The organism is Collimonas sp. GW821-FHT02H07 (genome assembly GCF_059421505.1).
On record NZ_JBWKVC010000006.1, the window covers coordinates 222088 to 242767 of the forward strand.

Here is a 20680-nt window from a genome sequence, read left to right on the forward strand (position 1 = left end):
TTATATGGATAAGTGTCGTAATCGCCAGCATAAGCAGTATAAAAAGCATAATCAGAGACATCGTGAAAAACCAGCAAACCAAGTTCGTCATTGCGCCTGCCGACGCCGGCGCGGACGACAGCGCCTCGCCCTGCATCAACGTCTGCGTGATGAACCCGGAAACCGCCTTGTGCGACGGCTGCCAACGCACACTGGATGAAATCGCCCAGTGGGGCAGCGCCAGCGCGCTGCAAAAGCGCGCCATCTGGCAGCTGATCCGGCAACGGCGCGCGCCATGAGCGCGATCTCCCTGCCGCCGACCATGCGCGTGCTGGAACGCGGCTGGCTGTCATCCAACAACATCCTGTTCCTCGGCGGCGCGCAGACCGCGCTGGTGGACAGCGGCTATCTTACGCATGCGCCGCAGACCCTGGCGCTGGTGGCGCACGGCCTGCAAGGGCGGCCGCTGGACCGTTTGCTCAACACGCACCTGCATTCGGACCATTGCGGCGGCAACGCCGCCCTGCAGCAGGTTTATGGCTGCCGGACGTCGATTCCCGCCGGCCAGGCCGAGCAGGTGCGGCGCTGGGATCGGGACGCGCTGAGCTACAGCGGCACCGGCCAGCAATGCGCACCGTTCACCTTCGACGATACCCTGCAGGCCGGCGACTGGCTGACCCTGGGCGACCTGCAATGGCAGGTGCTGGCGGCGGCCGGGCACGATCCGCATTCCCTGGTTTTTTATTGCCCGCAGCACGGCATCTTGATTTCCGCCGATGCCTTGTGGGAAAACGGTTTTGGCGTGATCTTCCCGGAACTGGATGGCGAATCGGGCTTTGCCGAGGCGCAGGCGACCCTGGAGCTGATTGCTTCGCTCGACGTGCGTCTGGTGATTCCCGGCCACGGCAGCCCCTTTACCGGCGTCGGCGCCGCGCTGGAGACGGCGTTTGCGCGGCTTGCCTATCTGGCCGCCGATCCACAGCGCAATGCCGGTAATGCGATCAAGGTCTTGCTCAAGTTCCTGCTGCTGGAACGGCAACAGATCAGGTTGACCGAGGTGGAGCAGATGCTGACCAGCCTGCCGCTGGTTGAGGCCGCCAACCGCCGCTATCTGCGGCGCAGCGGCGCCGACCTCGCCGAATGGACGGTGGCCCAGCTGCTGCGTGCGGAGGCGGCGGAAGTGCGCGGCGGTTACTTGTTAAACCGCTAATGAGCGTTGTGCCAATATCGGACCGGGTTAGCCGGTAGCCTGGTTTAGAGGACAAAATCTAGCACGATCGTACTTTTTATTCTGGGCTTCCCCCTATAATCAATCATTCAATTCCCAATTCAATGAGGTCGTTATGGCACTGCCAGCTGCGTTGCAAAACCTGAGCCTTCCCGTCATCGGCTCGCCGATGTTCATCGCCAGCGGCCCGGCCCTGGTGGCCGCCCAGTGCAAGGCGGGCATCGTCGGTTCCTTCCCCGCTCTCAACGCCCGGCCGGCGGAATTGCTGGATGTCTGGCTGACCGACCTGCAAGCGGAACTGGCGGCCTACCAGGCCGAGCATCCCGACGCCAAGATCGGCCCGATCGCGGTCAACCAGATCGTCCATCAATCGAACGACCGCCTGGCGCACGACGTCGCGGTATGCGTCAAGCATAAGGTCCCTATCATCATCTCCAGCCTGCGCGCGCCGCCGCCGGAAATGATGGATGCGATCCACAGCTATGGCGGCATCGTGCTGCACGACGTGATCTCGATCCGCCACGCGCAAAAGGCGCTGGAAGCCGGCGTCGACGGCCTGATCCTGGTGGCGGCCGGCGCCGGCGGCCATGCCGGACCGCTGTCGCCGTTTGCGCTGGTGGGCGAAGTGCGCAAATTCTTCAAGGGTCCGATCGCCTTGTCGGGCGCGATCGCCACCGGCGATGCGATCCTGGCGGCGCAGGCCATGGGCGCCGACTTTGCCTATATCGGTTCGCGCTGGCTGGCGACCAAGGAAGCGCATGTCGACGATGCCTATCGCCAGGCCATCGTCGAGTCGACAGCGGCGGATGTGGTGTACACCAATCTGTTCACCGGCGTGCACGGCAACTACCTGAAGAAATCGATCGTCAACGCCGGCCTCGATCCGGACAACCTGCCGGAAGCGGACAAATCGAAGATGAATTTCGGTTCCGGCGGCACCGGCGCCAAGGCCTGGCGCGATATCTGGGGCGCTGGCCAGGGCGTCGGCCTGATGGACGACGTGCCGAGCGTGGCGCAGATGGTGGATCGTTTGCAGACGGAATATCAGGCAGCGCGCAAGCGCCTGGCGCTGTAAGCTTTATTGAGGACGGATCAGGCCGAGCTGCCTGATCCGATTGCAGTAATCGCTTCAGGTCGTCAGGAGCACCTGGCCGTCCGTCACCGAAATATGCGCCAGCGTGGGATCCTTCTCATGCACTGCAATCGCATTCAATCCCGCCGGAAACACGCGATAGCCCAGTTCCTTGAGGAAGGCTTCAATCGCCGCCGGGTCCGACTTGAGGACTTCGATGCACATGACCGGGCGATGTTTTTCCATGGTGGCGCGGGCGCCGCGCAGCACGTCCAGTTCCATCCCTTCGACATCCAGTTTCACCAGGTCCAGGCGCTCCAGTTTCAAGGAATCCAGGCTGACCATCGGCACCGCCGCGCCGGCGCCGGCATCGTAGGAAATCTGCTGGCCGATGAATTCAGTGTTCGCTCGCTGGCGCAGCTCCAGGCTGCCAAAGCTGGCGGCCTTGAAGTAATCCGGCTGCGGCACCGTCAGTTCGCCGCATTGCTCGCCCAGCGCCGACAGCTTCACCCGCGCGTTCAGGCAATTGTTGATGGCGACATTGCCGGCCAGGGCGTAGAACATCACTTCCTGCGCTTCAAAGGCCAGCACTCGGCCCCAGCCATGCATGTGGCGCGCCCATTCGATGGTATGCACGCCGATATTGGCGCCGCCGTCGATGGCAAACACGCCGTCGCCGAAATGACGGCGCCGGCAATTGAGCAAGGCCAGCGCAAAATCTATCTCGCTGGCGTCGAAACTGGAATTGCTAAGTATCTGATAGCCCACCCCGTAGCCGTTATTTTCATTGACGCCGTGATGATCGTTGCGGTTCACGATCATGCTGCCATGATTGGATGCGGCCAGGACAAAAGCGATGGGGCGAAGTGGGAAAGACATGGCGGGCAATCCTTTAGGTGGAATTACATGGTCATTCGATCGTACTGATCCAGTCGGACAAAATCTGCAGCAGCTGGCGCGGTTTTTCCAGCGGCGTCATATGCCCGCAGTTCTCGATCAGCGCCATGCGCGCCGTGGCGATCTGCTCCAGCATCTGCCGTGACTCGGCGACGCTGCTGAGCTGGTCGTTGCTGCTGGCGACGATCAGCGTCGGGCAATGAATTTTATGCAGTTCGGCATAACCGTCGCTGCGCAGGGCCGACAGCTGGCGGATGAAGACTTCCTTGCCGTTGCGCAGCGCCATCGCCTGCAGCCGCTCCAGCAGCACGCGGTCATGCGCCAGGTCGGGATGCAGCGAAGACGCCAGGGCGCGGCTGGTGAGGCCCTTGAACGGCACTTGCCTGGCCAGTTCCAGCTGCACCTTGTTGCCGGCGATCTCGCGCGGGTCCTGCTGCCGCGCCGAAGTGTTCAGCAGCGCCAGCGCAATCACCCGCTCCGGCGCCTGCTGCATGATGGCCTGGGCCACGTAGCCGCCCATGGAAAAGCCGATCAGGACGAAACGCGGCGGCGCCTGCCGCAGCACGCGCGCCGCCATGGCGCTGATCGAATCGTCCTGGCCGAGATCGCCGAAGTGCAGCTGCCCCAGCTGCTGCAGGCCTTCGCGCATGTCGTCCCACAGCGTTTGATCCAGCATGAAGCCGGGCAGCAGCAACAGCTGCCGTTGCTCATTGTTATTTACCGATGAAGCCATTATTTCTTGACCACTTCCTGTTCCACGATCATGTCGAGCGTCCACTTGATCGAGCTGGCATCGGCCGGAGGATTGGCCACCGGCTCTTCCAGGATTCGCAGGCGGTAGGCGATGCCGGGCTCGAAATTGAAGCCGGCGATATTGCCGTACCAGAGCTGCCACGGATCTTCCTTGCGTTCACGGATCTGCAGGCAGCTGGTGCGCATCACGCCGGCGCTGCACGGCGCTTTTTGCGAAGCGACGTAGACGAATTTGATCTTGGCGGCGGCACTTGGCTTTTCGCGCTGATAGAAACTGAGGGTCTGGCCGTCCACGGTTTTCATTTCCAGCACCGGGCCGCTGATCTTGTAGTTGTTGACGGCTTGCAGCTTGTCGAGGAAATCGGCTTCGAACTGCATCGCCGGCGGCGCGCAAGCCATGCGCGTGGTCACCGCTTCGACAATGGTCAACTGGCCGGCGGCGCGCACCGAGTAGGGTGCGGAAAACTGGTTGCAGCCGGCGCGGCCGCTGACTCTGCCCTTGCCATCCTGCATGTCGAAATTGAGGATCACCGGTTCGCCATTGTCGCCATGCGGGACGGTGTGGCCGGTCCAGCCGGTCAATTCCCAGCGCGCGGCGGACAGCGCCGGATCGTTGCCGGCCACCGGCGCCGGCGCCGTACCGGCGCAAGCGGCCAGGGTAAAGCCGACGGCGGCGCTGACGGCCAGGCCGCGCAGTACGGAGCGCGGCAGTGAAGAAATTGGGGCAAGCGTCATTGGGACTCCTGTTTGAAGGTGGGCCAGGGCACATTCTAGCCCAGTGCGGTCTATTCGAGCCATTTGGCGCGGCTCGCCGCCAGCGCTACCGCCGCGCATAGCACACCCACCAGCGACAGCGCCATCGTCAGTCCGAAGCCATGCGCAATGAAGCCGATGGCAGGAGGGCCGATCAGGCCGCCGGTATAACCCATGGTGGTGACGCCCGCCAGCGCCGTCGGGCCATGGCGGCCGGCGGCGCTGAAGATGAACGGAAACACGGTGGCGACGCCGACCCCGGTCAGCGCGAAGCCGGCGATGGCGAGCGGGATTGCGCCGGCGACCAGCGCAATCAGCATGCCGATGCCGGCCGCCAGCGCGCCGCCGGCGACGATGCGGCGGGCGCCGAACGCTTCTTTCAGCTTGTCGCCCACCAGCCTGGTCAGCAGCATCATGCCGGCGAAGCAGGCGAAAGCCAGCGGCGCCACGCCGTCGCTGGCCAGCAGCCGGTCCTTCATGTAGACGCCGCTCCAGTCGGCCACCGAACCTTCGACGATGGCGCCGCCAAAGGCGACCACGCCGAGCGCGATCAAGGGGCCGTGCGGCAGGGCGAAGTGCTTTTTGCCGGCGATGTATTGCGGCCGGTCGTTGGGTAGGGCGCGATAGCAATGGCGTAGCGGGATCAATGCGCAACAGGCAATCACGGCAAAGTGCAACAAGGGCCCGACGCCGAGGCCGGCGATGGCGCTGCCCAGCAAGGCGCCGGACAGCGTGCCGACGCAGAACCAGGCATGCAACTGCGACATGATTGAACGGCCGGCGATCTTTTCCGCCTCGGCGCCGAGGGCGTTGATGGCGACATTGAAGCAGCTGGAGCACACTCCGAGGCACAGCATGACCAGCATCAGCAGCGGCAGGTTGGGCGCTAGCGCCAGGCAGGGAATGGTGAGCAGCAGGGCCACGCCGGCATACCAGCAGCCGCGGCGGGCGCCGTAGTGGCCGATCAGCCAGGCCGCCAGCGGAAACGAACTGACCGCGCCGACGCCGCCGCCCAGCAGGAACAGGCTGAGGCCGGCCGGATCCAGCTGCAAATGGTCGCGCAGCGCCGGGATGCGCGAGACCCAGCTGGCGTAGATCACGCCCAGCAGCAGGAACAGCAGAGGCAGCGCTGCCCGGCGTATGCGCGGGTTGGCGGCATTGGCGGCACTGGATGAAGCGGCAGGGTTGGACATTGGGTGAAGGAAAAGTGACGGCCGGTGCGGATTCAAGCCGTGCAGATAGCGGAATCAGCGCGGCCGGCGGTACCGGCGCAGCCGCGCTGGGGCAGGGTCAGAAATCGGCCGGCAATGCCTGCAGGTGAAGCTGCAAGGCATCCAGCAAAGCCTGGCAAGCTTCATCCGTGCCGACCGTGATGCGCAGGAACTGGGCGATGCGGGCGCTGCTGAAGTGGCGCACGATGATGCCGTCGCCGCGCAGGCTGGCAGCCAGCTTGGCGGCGTCATGGCGCGGATGGCGCGCAAACACGAAATTGGCGGCCGACGGCAGCACCTCGAAGCCGAGCGCCGCCAGTCCCGCCACCATGTGCTCGCGGCTGGCCATGACGGCGCGCCGGGTCTTGTCGAAATGCGCCTGGTCCTTGATGGCGGCGGTGGCGCCGGCGATCGCCATGCGGTCCAGCGGATAGGAATTGAAGCTGTTCTTGACCCGGTTCAGCGCCGTGATCAGGTCCGGATGGCCGATCGCAAAGCCGACCCGCAAGCCGGCCAGCGAGCGCGACTTCGACAAGGTCTGCACCACCAGCAGGTTAGGATAGCGCGCCACCAGGGGAATCGCGCTGTCGCCGCCGAAATCGACATAGGCCTCATCGACGATCACCACGCAGTCGGGCTGCCCGGCCACCAGCCGCTCGACTTCGGCCAGCGGCAGCAGGCAGCCGGTAGGCGCATTCGGATTCGGGAAAATGACGCCGCCGGCGGCGACACCCAGGTAATCGTCGACGCGCAGGCTGAAATCCGCCGCCAGCGGCACCGTGCGGTGCGCCACTTCGTACAAGCCGCAATAGGTCGGGTAAAAACTGTAGCTGATGTCCGGGAACAGGATCGGCTCTGCATGCTGCAGCAGGGCCTGGAAGGCGTGCGCCAGCACTTCGTCGGAGCCGTTGCCGACGAACACGTGGGCGCTGGTGATGCCGTGCGCGGCGTTCTGCTCGGCCAGCGCCCGCTTCAGCAGCTCGGCCTCGGGATCGGGATACAGGCGCAGGCTGTCGCCCGCCTCGGCGGCGATCGCGGCCAGCGCCAGCGGCGACGGTCCATAGGGATTCTCGTTGGTGTTGAGCTTGATCAGCTTGCTCAGCTTGGGTTGTTCGCCGGGGGTGTAAGGCGTCAGGCGGCTGACGATGGGACTCCAGAATTTGCTCATATTGTGCTGATGCGATGACTAGGTGCGGTGGCTAAAGAAGATAGGTAAGAGAGCTGCTGCCATGCCGTTCAAACGTGGCGAATCAGCCATATGGTAGCAAACCGGTGCATCTGCGGCTGGCTTTAGCGCAGATACGGCGCTTCCTGTTGCTCGTCGGCATCGCTCGCACTGCCGCCGACCACATCCACCAAGGCCTGGAACAGGCGCGGCGGGTCTTCGGCAATGCGATGGCAGACGTACAGGAACCACTCTCTGCCATAGACAATGTACTGGCGGGTGGCGTAGCCAAGCTCGCGCATCTGGCCGGATTGCGCCGCGCCCAGGCCAAGCAGGGTTTCAAACTCGATGTGCGTGGTCGCCAGTCCCTGCGACTGGATGAAGGCATGCGCTGCTTCCAGTTGCTGGCGGTCGTGGGTGGCAATCGAGCAGGCATGGCCGCTGGCCAGCAGCGTTTGCGCATGCTGGCGATAAGCGGCGTTCAGGCCCTCGCTTACGCGCGGCCAGGCCAGCGGCTCCGGCTCGTCATAAGCGCCTTTGACCAGCCGGATCTTGCCGGGCCGCTGCAAAACGCTCTGGATATCGGCGCCGGTGCGCAGCATGCGCGCTTGCAGGGTGATGCCGACGTGGTCGAACCGGCGGCACAGCTCGGCATGGGCAGCCAGGATGGCATCGGTGCGTTCGGAGCCTTCCATGCTGATCATGACTTCGCGGCCGATGGCGCGCGCGGCCACGGCAATCCTGGCTGCATTGGCGATTCCCAGCGCCGGATCCAGCGCCAGCCCGATATGCGAGAGATCGAGCGAAATGGTGCAGTCCAGGTCATGCGCCCGTATCGCCTCGACCAGTTCCAGGAAATGCGTGGTCTCGATGGCGGCCTTGGCCTCGTCGCGCGTGCTTTCGCCCATATAGTCGGCGCTGGCGGCATGGCCCTGCGCATTGACCTGGCGGATCGTTCGCAGGCATTCGGGCAGCGTGCTGCCGCCGATGTAGCGCTCGGCGGCGCGCTTGAAAATGCCGGACAGGAGCGGATCATTTTCCACCCGCTCCTTGAGTTTTTCATCGCGTGCGATCTTGCGCAGGGCATCTGCCGCCAGCAAGGGCAGTTGCCCGGATGTGGATTGGCTGCCAAAAGAACTTGTCGGTGTCACCATTGCGTCGTTTCCTTGCGGTCTGATTGTGGAATAGATGATGGAATAAGCGCTGCCGCCCGAGTATAGAGGAAAGGCTTTGCAAGCGAATGCCGCGGCCGCCGGGGCGCCTTTGCGCGAGTGCCTGAAGCCGGGCAAAGGCGTTGTTGCACAGTCAACTGGTAACATAGAGGGCTGAATCTGCGGACCCGGTTCGCGCTTTTCCTTACATGCAACAGGAGCTGCCCTTGAATATATTAGCCGTCAATCAACTCGCAACGCTCTGGAATTTCCTTCTTGAGTCCTCCCTGCACTACGGCCTGAATGCCGTGCTGGCCATTTTCACGCTGGCGGTCGGCTGGTGGCTGTCCTCGCGCTTCGCCAATGCGCTCGACCGCGTCATGAGCCGCGCCAGCCTTGACGCCACCCTGCGGCCGGTGCTGCGCAGCGTGTTGCTGTGGGTAGTGCGGCTGGTGACGCTGGTCGCGGTGCTGGGCCAGTTCGGGGTGCAGACCGCGAGCATCGTCGCCATCCTCGGCGCCGCCGGCCTGGCTATCGGCCTGGCCTTGCAGGGGACCCTGCAAAACATCGCGGCCGGCATGATGCTGCTGTTCCTGCGGCCGTTCCAGGTGGGCGAATACATCTCCAACGGCAGCATCGAAGGCACGGTCGATGAAATCGGCCTGTTTGCCACCAAGCTGACCAAGGCCGACGGCATCTGCCTGTTCGTGCCCAACAATCAGCTCTGGAACAGTGCACTGACCAATTTCAGCCGCAACAATACGCGCCGTATCGATATGCCGGTCGGCATCAGCTACAAGGACAATCCGGCCGCGGCGATCCAGGCGCTGCAGAAACTGCTGCTGGCGGATGAACGGATCCTGGCGACACCGGCGCCGCTGGTGGTGGTCACCGACCATGCCGAGAGCGCGGTGATGCTGAACATGCGCGCCTGGACCACCACCTCCGAATACTGGGCGGTGCGCTGGTCGCTGGCGCAAAACTTGCAAGCTGCGTTGGCGTCGGCGAACTGTTCGATTCCGTTTCCTACCCGCAAATTGCTTATGATGCAGGGCGCTGAATCCGGTACGGCAACATAGGGGAAACCGGGCAGGCGTTGACCGGCATTTCTTTTTGATAATAAAATCGCACGCCTGCAAGCTTGACTTCGGCGAGGTCTATAACGATTATGCATAAACCTATGCGTAGTCGGCATGGGTTGACTGTCCGCTTTCCGTTACAGTTTCGCTGCGCGACGGCGCATTTGCAGAATGTAGAACTGTCGCGTGACCGCTGCCTGATCTGTTTCCAGCCTAGGCTGTGGTCCACAACTATTAACAAAATCAGGAGATTTATGTCTACCCGCAAACTTACACTGCGCAGTTTCCACTCTTACGCACTGATGATGTTCGGCGCTTTATTGCTGTCGACTTCCGTGGCGCAGGCGCAAGACCAGGCCAAACTGCCTAACGTCGTGATCCTGGCGACCGGCGGCACCATCGCCGGCACCGGCGCCGACAGCACCACCACCGTGGGCTATACCTCGGCCACCGTAGGCGTGGAAAAGCTGATCGCAGCGGTTCCTGAGCTGAAAAAGGTCGCCAACGTCAAGGGCGAACAAGTATTCCAGATCGCCAGCGAAAGCATGACCAACGACCACTGGCTGAAGCTGGCCAAGCGCGTCAATGCGCTGCTGGCGCAACCGGATGTGGACGGCATCGTCATCACCCACGGCACCGACACCATCGAAGAAACCGCTTACTTCCTCGACCTTACCGTCAAAAGCCGCAAGCCGGTGGTAGTCGTCGGCGCCATGCGTCCATCGACCGCGATCTCGGCCGACGGCCCGATCAACCTGTACAACGCGGTCCTGCTGGCCGGCAGCAAGGATGCGATCGGCAAGGGCGTGCTGGTGTCGCTGAACGACCAGATCAATTCCGCGCGTGAAGTGAGCAAGACCAATACGTCGACCACCGATACCTTCAAGTCGACCGAACTCGGCATGCTGGGCTACATCCAGAGCAACAAGGCTTACTTCTATCGCCAGTCGACCCGCAAGAATACGGTCGATACCGAGTTCGACATCAGCAAGCTGGACGTGCTGCCGCAGGTTGACATCATCTACGGCTACGCCAACATGACCCGCGCCGCACTCGATGCGCAAGTTGCTTCGGGCGCCAAGGGCATCATCCAGGCCGGCGTCGGCGACGGCAGCATCGCGGCGCAAATGAAAACGCCTTTGATGGAAGCGCGTAAGAAAGGCGTGATCATCGTCCGCGCCAGCCGCGTCGGCCAGGGCATCGTCGCCCGTAACGGCGAAGCCAACGACGACGAACTGGACTTCGTGGTGGCCGATACGCTCAATGCGCAAAAGGCCCGCATCCTGCTGATGCTGGCCTTGACCAAGACCAAGGACACCAAGGAAATCCAGCGCATGTTCTACACTTATTGATCAGAAGTGCCTGATCCGGGCAGCAAAAAAGCCAGCTGAATCATCAGCTGGTTTTTTTTTATTGCGGGCATGGCCTGGCGGCATCCGGAAGGTCTCCGGAACAACGATGCTAAGATAGCGGCCGCACAGGCGATAACCGCATCTCTGCCCATGGCAGAGATCAGAAACAGAGGCCGCAATTGAACATCCGCAAAGAATTTATTATCTTTGGCATTGTCGGAACGCTGGGATTTCTGGTGGATGCAGGCGTACTGTATCTGCTCAAGGGCAGCCTGGGTTTGTACTGGGCGCGCGTGCCTTCTTTCTTTTGCGCCGTGACGGCGACCTGGCTGCTGAACCGCCAGTTTACTTTTCGCAGCCGCGTCTCCGGCGTCTCGATCTTCCAGGAATATGCAAAGTACTTCAGCCTGATGCTGGGCGGCGGCGCGGTCAATTACCTGGTCTATGCGATAGCGGTATCGCTGCTTCCCGCCGTGGCTTACCGCCCGCTGGCAAGCGTGGCGCTGGGAAGCATCGCGGGCATGTTCATCAACTATTTCTTTGCGCGCTATTTTGTCTTCCGCAGGAAATTGGGATAACTTTCCTGGCTACCCTTCACGGCGCTCCGACCGCGACAGCCAGCGCAGCTCGAATTCAAGACGCTGCTGATGCGCCACCGAATCCAGGATCAGGCCGATGCCCAGCGCCATCACCGAGGCAATGCACAGGCCGGTCGCCAGGATGGCGAGCGGGACGTGATAAATGTAGCGATATTGAATCCAGTCGTCGAACACCGGCACCCCGGCGGTAAAGCCGGATATTAGAAAAATGATGCTGAGCGCGCTGAAGAACGCCAGCGGCCGGTAATAGCGGAAAATCTGGGCGATCGCAAACAGCACCCGCGTGCCGTCGGACAAGGTGTTGAGCTTGGACACGCTGCCGCTCGGCCTGTCTTTGTAGGCAACCGGTATTTCGACAATCCGCAGGCGCTTGTGCAGGGCATGCAGGGTCATGTCGGTTTCGATCTGGAAGCCTTCGGCCAGCACCGGGTAAGTCTTGACAAAGTCGCGGCTGAAGACGCGGTAGCCGCTCATGATATCGACCAGCTTGGCGCGGAACAGGCGGTTCACCATCCATTGCACCAGGCCGTTGCCGAAACCGTGGAATGAGCGCTGGTTTTCACGCGCATAATCGCCGCCAGACTGGCGGTCGCCCACCACCATGTCGGCCCGGCTTTCGATGACCGGCGCCATCAGTTCCCGGGCCTGGTGCGCGGGGTAGGTCAGATCGGCATCGGCCAGCACGTAGATGTCGGCGTCGATTTCGATGAACGCGCGCCTGAGTGCGCTGCCCTTGCCTTGGCGGGTTTCGTTCACGACCCGGCCCGGGCATGCCAGTTCGCGCAATACCTGCTCGGCGAATTCACGCGTGCGGTCGCTGGAATTATTGTTGACCACGTAGATGGCCGCTTCCGGCAGGGCGGCGTGAAATGCCCTGACCGTATCCGCGATGGTCAGTTCTTCGTTATAGGCCGGCAGGACAACGGCGATGCTCTGTTTCGATACGGCTGCGTTTGACATACATCTCCACTTATTGTGTCCTCCTCCGTCGTTGCGGAGTCGGTGTTCATTTTATCTTGGCATTGGATCGGATCGACGCTGTGTCAGGAATTGCCGGACCATCAATCCTGCGGCAATCAGCAGCGTCAGCAATGATAAGCACAAGCCGTAGCGAAAGGTCGGCGAAGAGAAGCGCAATTCCACCTTGTGCCTGCCTGCCGGAATCGCCACTGCCTTGCCCAGCAGCTGGGCGCTGAATACGTATGTCGGCTGGCCGTCGATGGTGGCGCGCCAGCCGGGGTAATTGGCGTCTGCGAGGAACAGCCAGCCCGCTTCTGCGGCATCCACATCGACCGCATAAAAGGTTGGCTGCCTGGCCAGCACCTTGAAACGGATCGCGTCCGGCTTGTTGCCGGCGCTCGACAGGGGCGGCAGCGTCTGTCCTTTGGCCGCTTCGATGATCAATTCCGGCTGGCGCGGCGTTTGCAGCAACTGCAGCGCCTCGTCGTCCGAGCGCACCGGATGATAGCGGGTAAAGGTCTGGAACAGCGGCTGCGCAGCCGTGTTTTCCATGATCCACATATCCAGGCGCTCGTCGTGAACCGCCACCTGGAAGCCCGGCGCAGTCAATTGCCGGTCGGCGGAAATGAAACGGACGCCGAGCAGATCGATGGCGCGCTGGCCAGGCCCTGTTTTGGTGCGGCCCTCCATTTCATCTTCAAACACCGGGATCAGCAAAGCCCGGCCGCGCAAGGGCAAGGCCAGCGCACCGTCTTCCGACGGCGTATCCCAGCGCAAATTGCTGAGCGCGGCATTCGAAGACAATGCGCGTTCCGCATTGCTGTCCAGGCCCGCGACGTGAGAGTTGCGCAAGGCATAGGATACAGCCAGGCTATGGTTGATAAACTTTGTGTCCTGGATCGGATACCGCTGCGCCAATGCCGTCAGGGTTGCCGGCTGTTGCAGCAGAGAGATATCGCCGAAATGGATCAGGTGCAGGCGTAGCGCAAAGCACTCCAGCGCCAGCAGCAAAAACATCAGCAAGGGGATGCGGCCAGCCTTGCCGCCGGCAATCAGGATGAGGCTGGCAATGCATGCCGCGGCGGCGATGGCCAGATGCTGCCACGGTGTCGTCCTGTCGAAACTGACGGCGATCAGGATGCTCCAGACCGTCGCGTAGATTGCCGCAAGGACCCATGCACGCCTGTTACGCCGCCACGTTGCGGCGGCCGGCCGCGCATAACTGCCCAGGCCGTCGATGGCGAAGGCCGCCAGGACGGCAATCCCGACGGCGGCAACTTCCAGATAGGACTGCGTGGTTCTGAAGAAATGCAAGCCGGGCACCAGATGCCAGTCGTACACGATGCGGAACAGGGGCGATGTCTTGCCCGTGCCAAGCTGGATCAATATGAACACCGCAAGCAAATATCCTTTTGCGCGCCATGAGGATTTGAACAGCGGGAACAGCGACGCCAGCATGCAGACCAGCAAGCTGCCCACGCCGGGAATCTGGTCGAGCTTATCGCGCGCGAGCGCCAGCTGGTCGGGGGCATATAGCAATCCGCGCAGTATCGCCATCGGCAAGAACTCATAATACAGACCCACTCCTGCGCTGCGGTGCGATAAAGATACGAGTTCAAGCAGAGGTAGCAATTGCACTGCGGAGAGCCCAAGGAACAGCAATGCCGCAAGCATTGCCGTTGTCGTCAGCTGACGTCGCCGGGCTTGCCAAAATTTTTTGCCGTCTGCGCAAAACGGCATGGGCGCCAAAGAAAATACCGCGTACAGCACAGTCGCGTGCAACAGCTGGGGATAGCCTGCCAGGATCATCATCGTCGCCGCCATCGCCAGCAGCACCGCATGTTTGACAACCGGTTTCTTCAGCCAGGCTTCCGTCGCTGCCAGTGTCCAGGGAACCCAGGCCAGCGTGCCGGAAATCGTCAGATTATTCTGCTCCAGCAGCCAGGCCGTGGAAAAGGCCAGCGCCAGCGCGGCAAAGCCGGCCGACCAGACGCTGCGCTCCAGGATCCGGCACAGCACAAAGACGCCGCTGGCGGCTATCAGCATGCATGCCAGATGGAAGATATTGGTGCCGATGACCGGCGGCAGCAGCCAGGCCAGTAGGATATTGAGCGGATTGGCAAAACCGCCTTGTCCTTCCGCAAACAGCGGGTGGCCGCCGTAGACCTTGTCGGTCCATAGCGGCGTAGCGCCGCCATGCAGGAAGCGGGAGTGGAAATCGAACAGCGGCAAGCCGTGGATGATAGAGTCGCCGTGAATCAGGCTCTTGCCGCCTATCAGCGTGGGCCACCAGAAAACCAGGGTTAACAAGAGCAGGACGAAAAAAACCAGGAGGGATTTTTTATTATTTGTCATATTGCGGGAACGATACTGGGACTCTTGAGCTAGTCATTTGCTGGAAATTCACGCCTTTGATGACGACGCCAAATCATCAGTTTCGATAGCAATCGGCCATGAATTCTATCCCAATAGCAATTTCACGAAGTGGGAATATTGGGCAAATCCGGCAAACTAGAGTAAGGGATCGGTATATGCAGCAAGGCATTCAAGGGTGCCCGCTCTTCTCTTGGAGCAAAAAACACGCCATTTCATTTTTCCGAACAATCAATATTTTCTTGAGAGGGAATTTCAAGAGACGTTAATATTGCATAATGCAAATTAATGCACATCTTCCACTCTTAACCAGCGCTTAGCCATGTCCGAAGAATTCGAAGTCCCCAGCCCGCACGAACACCACCTGGAACATGTCACCGAGCACGCCCACGGCAGCGGCGACAATTTCGCCGGCAAGATCGCCGTGATGACCGCCATCATGGCGACCGTCGGCGCCATGTTCAGCTATCAGGCCGGTTCTACCGAAAGCGAAGCGGCGATGAACAAGAACAACGCCGCCATCAAGAAAACCGAAGCGTCCAATCAATGGAACTACTACCAGGCGAAATCCAGCCGGCAGAACCTGGCCGAACTGGCGACCCATATTCCGGGTGTCGATGCGGCGCACTACGCAGCCGAGGCGGCGCGCTACAAGGGCGAAAAAGAAGTGGTGCAAAAGAAGGCGCAGGAGCTGGAAGAAGAGGCCAGCGCCTGGGATGAGAAGTCGGAGCAGGTCTTGCACCAGCATCACCGCTGGGCGCAGGCGATGACGGCGATCCAGATCGCCATTTCGCTGGCGGCGATCACGCTGCTGACGCGCAAGGAGTGGCTGAAGAAGGTGGCTTACGGCGCGGGAGGCGTCAGCGTGGTGCTGGGCATCCTGGCCTGGCAGCATATTTAAGCTTAGGTGCTGCAGATAGCAAAAGGGGAAGCACACCGTGCTTCCCCTTTTTGTTTTACATCTATCAGCGCGTTACAGGCTTGTAGCGGATGCGCTTAGGCTTGGCGCCTTCTTCACCCAGGCGCTTGCGCTTGTCGGCTTCGTATTCCTGGTAGTTACCGTCGAAGAACGATACCTGCGATTCGCCTTCGAAGGCCAGGATGTGCGTGGCGATACGGTCCAGGAACCAGCGGTCATGGCTGATCACCATCACGCTGCCGGCGAATTCCAGCAAGGCGTCTTCCAGCGCGCGCAGGGTTTCCACGTCAAGGTCGTTGGACGGTTCATCCAGCAGCAGCACGTTGCCGCCCTGTAGCAGGGTCTTGGCCAGGTGCAGGCGGCCGCGTTCGCCGCCGGACAGGTTGCCGACGATCTTTTGCTGGTCGCCGCCCTTGAAGTTGAAGCGTCCCAGATAGGCGCGCGACGGCATTTCAAAGCGGCCGACGGTGAGGATGTCGGCGCCGCCGGAGACGTCTTCGAACACGGTTTTCTGGTCCGCCAGCGAGTCGCGCGACTGGTCGACGATGGAGACGCGGGCGGTGGTGCCGATCGCTACTTCGCCGCTGTCCGGCTGTTCCTTGCCGGTGATCATCTTGAACAGGGTCGATTTACCGGCGCCGTTCGGGCCGATGATGCCGACGATGGCGCCGGCAGGGATGCGGAAGCTGAGGTTGTCGATCAGCATGCGGTCGCCGAACGATTTCGACACATTCTTGAATTCGATCACTTCATTGCCCAGGCGCTCAGCGACCGGGATGAAGATTTCCTGGGTCTCGTTGCGTTTCTGGTATTCGTGTTCGCTCAGTTCATTGAAGCGCGCCAGACGCGCCTTGCTCTTGGCCTGGCGGCCCTTCGGATTCTGCCGTACCCATTCCAGTTCCTTGGCGATGGTTTTCTGCCGTGAGGACTCTGTCGCTTCTTCCTGCTTCAGGCGGTCGCCCTTCTGTTCCAGCCAGGAGCTGTAGTTGCCCTTCCACGGGATGCCGTGGCCGCGGTCCAGTTCCAGGATCCATTCGGCGGCGTTGTCGAGGAAGTAGCGGTCATGGGTGATGCCGACCACGGTGCCAGGGAAGCGTTGCAGGAACTGTTCCAGCCATTCGACCGATTCGGCGTCCAGATGGTTGGTCGGCTCGTCCAGCAGCAGCATGTCGGGTTTCGACAGCAGCAAGCGGCACAGCGCCACGCGGCGCTTTTCGCCACCGGAGAGGATGCCGATCTTGGCGTCCCATGGCGGCAGGCGCAGGGCGTCAGCCGCCATTTCCAGCTGCAGGTCGAGATTGCCGTCGCCGGCGGTGGCGAGGATGTCTTCCAGGCGCGCCTGTTCGGCTGCCAGCGCGTCGAAGTCGGCATTTTCGTCCGCGTAGGCGGCGTATACAGCATCCAGCTTGGCTTGCGCTTCAAACGCTTCACCCAGTCCGCCTTCGACGGCCTGGCGCACGGTCTGTTCCGGATCGAGCTGCGGTTCCTGCGGCAGGTAGCCGATGTTCAGGCCCGGCATGGGCACTGCTTCGCCCTGGATATCCTTGTCGATGCCGGCCATGATTTTCAGCAGGGTGGACTTGCCGGAACCGTTCAGGCCCAGCACGCCGATCTTGGCGCCGGGGAAGAACGACAGCGAAATATCTTTCAGGATCTGGCGTTTGGGCGGCACGATCTTGCCGACCTTGTTCATTGTGTAGACGTATTGGGCCATGAGGAGCAGTGATAATAAAAAATAATGCGGTGAATAGAGCGGCTCGCACCAGCGAACCGGAACTGGCAAGAATAACCTATGCGCGCCGGGTTGACGAGTTGTTAAGCCCAGTCCTTCAGGCCGATGCGCCTGGGCGTATTTTAAACGTTCGCCATAGTCCCTCGGCCGAATACAGCGCCAAAGCGCACCAGATGACGATAAAACCGTTGAGGCGGTCGCCATCCAGCTGTTCGCCGTACAGCGAGACGCCGAACAGCAATTGCAGCGAAGGCGTGATGTATTGCAGCACGCCGACCAGCGACAAGGGAATGCGGCGGGCGCCGGCGGCGAACATCAGCAAGGGAATCGAGGTGATCGGTCCGGCCGCCGCCAGCAGCCATTTGGTGGAGGTCGAAGCGCTGCTGAAGGTGTTGTGATCCTGTACCGAGGTATACGCCAGGAAGGCCAGCGCCAGCGGCAGCACCAGCGCGGTTTCCAGCGCCAGGCCGGGCAGCGCGCCGAGGCTGGCGGTCTTGCGCAGCAAGCCGTAGCCGCCGAAGGTGACGGCCAGCGTCAAGGCGATCCAGGGCGGATGGCCGGCTTGCCAGGTCAGCCACAGCACGGCGCCGGCGGCGATGGCGATCGCCAGCCATTGCAGCGGCCGCGGCCGTTCGTGCAGGAACACCAGGCCGAGCGCGACGCTGACCATCGGGTTGATGAAATAACCCAGGCTGGCTTCGACGATGTGATTATTGTTGACCGCCCAGATATAGGTGGTCCAGTTGGCGGTCAGCAGCAGGGCGCTGGCGACGAAGCCGCCGATCACGCGCGGCTGGCGCAGCATCGGTCCGACCCAGGCCCACTGCTTGCGCACGGTCAGCACGATCATCAAGAACAGGAAAGACCAGAGGACGCGGTGGGCGACGATATCGACCGGCGGAACCTCCGCTTCCAGCGCCTTGAAATAAATCGGGAACAGGCCCCACAGGACGTAGGAGGCGATGGCGTAGAGCATTCCTGCTTGCATGGTGTGATCGATCTAGAGTGAGGGGCGGCGTCGGAATTGTTTTATTGGCGGCTGTCTGTGACGCGCTGCGGGCGGACGGCATATGGCATTTTACGCAATATTGGGCAGGCGCATGGCTGCAACGCCGCCTCTGACCGATAAAGCCGCTTCAGATTGCCGCCAGCTCCTGGAAATAAAACATGGTCGACCCCAGTTCCGGCGGCGCCTGGTAAGGGCTGATGCGGGTGCGCCGGAACGGCACCGCATGGGCAAACGCCGGGCCGTCGTAGACGAAGGTATGGAACTCGCCGTTCTCGCCGCAGGCATCGACGCCGGCCGGCAGATCGGCCAGGAAGGCGGCGTCGAATTCGCGGCCGCAGAATTCCTGCGGCAGGTAATTGCCGTTGATGCAGACCACCACCGCCTTGAAACCGAGCGCCAGGAATTCATCGACCAGCTGCCGGCGCGGCTGCAGCCACAAGGGCAGGCAAGCTTGCAGGCCGGCCTGCGCGCAGACCTTTTCTTCCCACTCGCGATGCGCCTGCAGGTCGATATCGCCGAACACCGCATGGCGCACGCCGTCGCCGTGGGCCGCGCGCAAGGCGGCGACGAATTTTTCTTCATACTGCTGCCAGCTGGCGCTGTAAAACGCCAGCGGCACACCGAGCGCATCGGCCTGGGCCTGCAGCAAGGCCGGCGGCACGCCATGCGAACGGGCGCGCCGGCCGCTTTCATCGAGCGCGGTGATCAGGCGATCGATCTGCATCCCGCTCTGGCGCGCACGCCACAGCGCCAGGCAGGAATCCTTGCCGCCGCTCCATGAGACCAGCGCGCTGCCGGCCTGTGCTGTGGCGGCGCTGTTCATGCGATGCGGTAGTTGGCGCAATCGATCGCTGGAAGCTTTGCTTCCCGCATCTTGAAGTAAATCGGGTACAGAGCTTTCAGGAGCTTGGCAGTGCTGGCATGGTGGGGGATTGCTGCTTGCATGGCGCGGGTCTATGTAAAGTGAAGGAGTGGCAGGCGCCGTGTATTTTTACTATTCGTCTTGTGCGCGTTCAGGCAGCAAGCAGCATTTTACGCAATAAGCGATGGAGCAGAGGCGCAGGGCAAAGATAAGACAGGAGGCGGGTCTCGCAATTACTGGAAATAGCACGCTGCCGAGCGTGCCCAGGACGGCGGCCGGCAGGCAGGGATGACGTTTGCGCAAATTCTTGCACATGAGCATTAAAAGAACTTGACGGGGCTGATTGGAGTCCCTAATATCTAAAGCAGGTTAGTAAGAATGAAGACGGCGCTGGATGATGACATTCTCAGCGATCATCATTGAGGGATAAATAATCACGGACACTTAGAAAGTCCTTTTTTTTAAAGCGTTGCTAACACGTGTTAGTAAACAAGATCCGGGCCAGGAACCATGAGTAACGTAACTAGCAACCAGGTGGCAAAGCTTGCCGGCGTATCGCGCACGACGGTTTCCTTCGTTCTCAACGACGTGCCCGGCATGGGCATCAGCCAGGAGACGCGCGAGCGCGTGTTGACCGCCGCCAGGCAGCTCGGCTACGTAGCAAACGCCATCGCCCGTTCGCTGGCCAGCGGCGCAACCAGGACGGTCGCACTCGTCATGCCGCATCGCGACCACATCAACATCGACATCGACGCTTACCTGCCGCGATTCCTGGCCGGCATCAACCTGACATGCCATGCCGGCGGATACAAAGTGCTGTTTGAGCCGGTTGAAGAAAGCAGCCGGCCAGGCGCATTTGCGGACCTGGTCGACAGCCGGCGCGTCGATGGGCTGATCGTTCTCAATCCGCGCGGCATCGACGATGCCTATCTGTGCGAACTGGCCGGCAATGCGTTCCCGCTGGTGGTGTTCGGTTCGAATCTGTCTGCCCGCCAGGGCGTCTGCAGCATTGATGCCGATAACCGTGACGCCGCTCGCCGCGCCACCAGTCATCTGCTGGCGCTCGGGCACCGGCAGATTGCCCATCTCGGTTATGCGTCGGACGAAAATCACATTCCGCGCGAACGCCTGCGCGGCTTCCACGACGCCATGCAGGCGCATGGCGCGGACATCAACCCCGCATGGATCGCGTATGGCAACTACAGCGCGCAAAGCGGGTATGACGCCATGCGCGGCATGCTGTCGCGGGCGCCGGGCATGACAGCGCTGTTTGCGGGCAATGACACGATCGCATTCGGCGCGATGGCAGCGCTGCGTGATGCCGGCTTGCGGATTCCGGAAGATGTCGCGGTCGTCGGCTATGACGATATTCCGCTGGCCGCCTTTGCGGCTCCGCCACTGACAACGATGCGCACGGAACCATTCAAGGACGGCAGCGATGCGGCCGCCATTTTGCTGCAGGCTATCGCCGGCGAACCGCTGGACAAGGCCTGCGTGCGGGACGCCGCGCCTTTGATTGTGCGGCGCTCTTGCGGCAGCGGCATGGATTGACGCGCACTGCCGTGCGGCTCACGGCAGTTCGCACA

Annotated in this window: 19 protein-coding genes; 8 read left to right on the forward strand and 11 right to left on the reverse strand. The window is 61.8% G+C overall.

The window, feature by feature from the left end:
• Positions 1–62 precede the first annotated feature (62 nt).
• The 3 genes from AC07V8_RS12070 (at position 63) to AC07V8_RS12080 (ending at position 2282) form a co-directional block, all read left to right on the forward strand.
• Positions 63–278: a DUF1289 domain-containing protein gene (locus AC07V8_RS12070; RefSeq protein ID WP_494678315.1), complete on the forward strand. Its 216-nt coding sequence runs from the start codon at positions 63–65 to the stop codon at positions 276–278.
• Positions 275–1189 carry an MBL fold metallo-hydrolase gene (locus AC07V8_RS12075; RefSeq protein WP_494678314.1) on the forward strand — a complete coding sequence of 305 codons (915 nt, stop codon included), beginning with the start codon at positions 275–277 and terminating at the stop codon, positions 1187–1189. Before AC07V8_RS12070 ends, AC07V8_RS12075 begins: the two co-directional genes overlap by 4 nt.
• Positions 1190–1322: 133 nt before the next feature.
• Positions 1323–2282, forward strand: coding sequence for an NAD(P)H-dependent flavin oxidoreductase (locus AC07V8_RS12080; RefSeq protein WP_494678313.1), 960 nt, complete (start codon positions 1323–1325; stop codon positions 2280–2282).
• 54 nt (positions 2283–2336) lie between these two features.
• Here AC07V8_RS12080 and AC07V8_RS12085 read toward each other — a convergent pair whose 3' ends face one another.
• The 6 genes from AC07V8_RS12085 to AC07V8_RS12110 form a co-directional block, all read right to left on the reverse strand.
• The gene (locus tag AC07V8_RS12085; RefSeq protein WP_494678312.1) at positions 2337–3158 is read right to left on the reverse strand and encodes an FkbM family methyltransferase; all 822 of its coding nucleotides are present in this window, start codon (positions 3156–3158) and stop codon (positions 2337–2339) included.
• A 31-nt stretch (positions 3159–3189) separates the two neighbouring features.
• Positions 3190–3909, reverse strand: a complete 720-nt coding sequence (locus AC07V8_RS12090) for an alpha/beta fold hydrolase (protein ID WP_494678311.1) — start codon at positions 3907–3909, stop codon at positions 3190–3192.
• Entirely contained in the window at positions 3909–4664 is a 756-nt protein-coding gene (locus AC07V8_RS12095) for a DUF4377 domain-containing protein (RefSeq protein ID WP_494678310.1), read from the reverse strand. The genes AC07V8_RS12090 and AC07V8_RS12095 overlap by 1 nt, the downstream gene beginning before the upstream one ends.
• 50 nt (positions 4665–4714) lie before the next feature.
• A complete protein-coding gene (locus AC07V8_RS12100) occupies positions 4715–5875 on the reverse strand; it encodes an MFS transporter (RefSeq protein ID WP_494678309.1) in 1161 nt (386 codons plus the stop codon).
• A gap of 97 nt (positions 5876–5972) precedes the next feature.
• A complete protein-coding gene (gene hisC, locus AC07V8_RS12105) occupies positions 5973–7061 on the reverse strand; it encodes a histidinol-phosphate transaminase (protein ID WP_494678308.1) in 1089 nt (362 codons plus the stop codon).
• 122 nt (positions 7062–7183) lie between these two features.
• Positions 7184–8212 (reverse strand): proline dehydrogenase family protein, encoded by a 1029-nt coding sequence (locus AC07V8_RS12110; RefSeq protein ID WP_494678307.1) that lies wholly within the window; start codon positions 8210–8212, stop codon positions 7184–7186.
• Positions 8213–8436: 224 nt separating this feature from the next.
• Between AC07V8_RS12110 and AC07V8_RS12115 the strand changes: the two genes are divergently transcribed.
• The 3 genes from AC07V8_RS12115 (at position 8437) to AC07V8_RS12125 (ending at position 11218) form a co-directional block, all read left to right on the forward strand.
• Entirely contained in the window at positions 8437–9288 is an 852-nt protein-coding gene (locus tag AC07V8_RS12115) for a mechanosensitive ion channel family protein (RefSeq protein WP_494678306.1), read from the forward strand.
• A gap of 302 nt (positions 9289–9590) precedes the next feature.
• Entirely contained in the window at positions 9591–10640 is a 1050-nt protein-coding gene (locus tag AC07V8_RS12120) for a type II asparaginase (protein ID WP_494678498.1), read from the forward strand.
• A gap of 179 nt (positions 10641–10819) precedes the next feature.
• The gene (locus tag AC07V8_RS12125) at positions 10820–11218 is read left to right on the forward strand and encodes a GtrA family protein (RefSeq protein WP_494678305.1); all 399 of its coding nucleotides are present in this window, start codon (positions 10820–10822) and stop codon (positions 11216–11218) included.
• 9 nt (positions 11219–11227) lie between these two features.
• On the opposite strand, the gene AC07V8_RS12130 is transcribed toward AC07V8_RS12125, so the two are convergent.
• Both AC07V8_RS12130 and AC07V8_RS12135 read right to left on the reverse strand, forming a co-directional pair.
• A complete protein-coding gene (locus AC07V8_RS12130) occupies positions 11228–12199 on the reverse strand; it encodes a glycosyltransferase family 2 protein (protein ID WP_494678304.1) in 972 nt (323 codons plus the stop codon).
• Between the two features lie 51 nt (positions 12200–12250).
• Entirely contained in the window at positions 12251–14554 is a 2304-nt protein-coding gene (locus tag AC07V8_RS12135; RefSeq protein ID WP_494678303.1) for a putative glycosyltransferase family protein, read from the reverse strand.
• Positions 14555–14894: 340 nt separating this feature from the next.
• Between AC07V8_RS12135 and AC07V8_RS12140 the strand changes: the two genes are divergently transcribed.
• Positions 14895–15473, forward strand: coding sequence for a DUF4337 domain-containing protein (locus tag AC07V8_RS12140; RefSeq protein WP_494678302.1), 579 nt, complete (start codon positions 14895–14897; stop codon positions 15471–15473).
• A gap of 64 nt (positions 15474–15537) precedes the next feature.
• Here AC07V8_RS12140 and ettA read toward each other — a convergent pair whose 3' ends face one another.
• From ettA to AC07V8_RS12155, 3 genes are all read right to left on the reverse strand, one after another.
• On the reverse strand, positions 15538–17205 hold the full coding sequence (gene ettA / locus AC07V8_RS12145; RefSeq protein WP_211442529.1) for an energy-dependent translational throttle protein EttA: 1668 nt from the start codon (positions 17203–17205) through the stop codon (positions 15538–15540).
• A gap of 115 nt (positions 17206–17320) precedes the next feature.
• Positions 17321–18211: an EamA family transporter RarD gene (gene rarD / locus AC07V8_RS12150; protein WP_494678301.1), complete on the reverse strand. Its 891-nt coding sequence runs from the start codon at positions 18209–18211 to the stop codon at positions 17321–17323.
• A gap of 148 nt (positions 18212–18359) precedes the next feature.
• Complete coding sequence (locus tag AC07V8_RS12155) at positions 18360–19055, reverse strand: Dph6-related ATP pyrophosphatase (RefSeq protein WP_494678300.1); 696 nt, start codon at positions 19053–19055, stop codon at positions 18360–18362.
• Between the two features lie 549 nt (positions 19056–19604).
• Here AC07V8_RS12155 and AC07V8_RS12160 point away from each other — a divergent pair.
• Entirely contained in the window at positions 19605–20645 is a 1041-nt protein-coding gene (locus tag AC07V8_RS12160) for a LacI family DNA-binding transcriptional regulator (RefSeq protein ID WP_494678299.1), read from the forward strand.
• Positions 20646–20680: the final 35 nt, after the last annotated feature.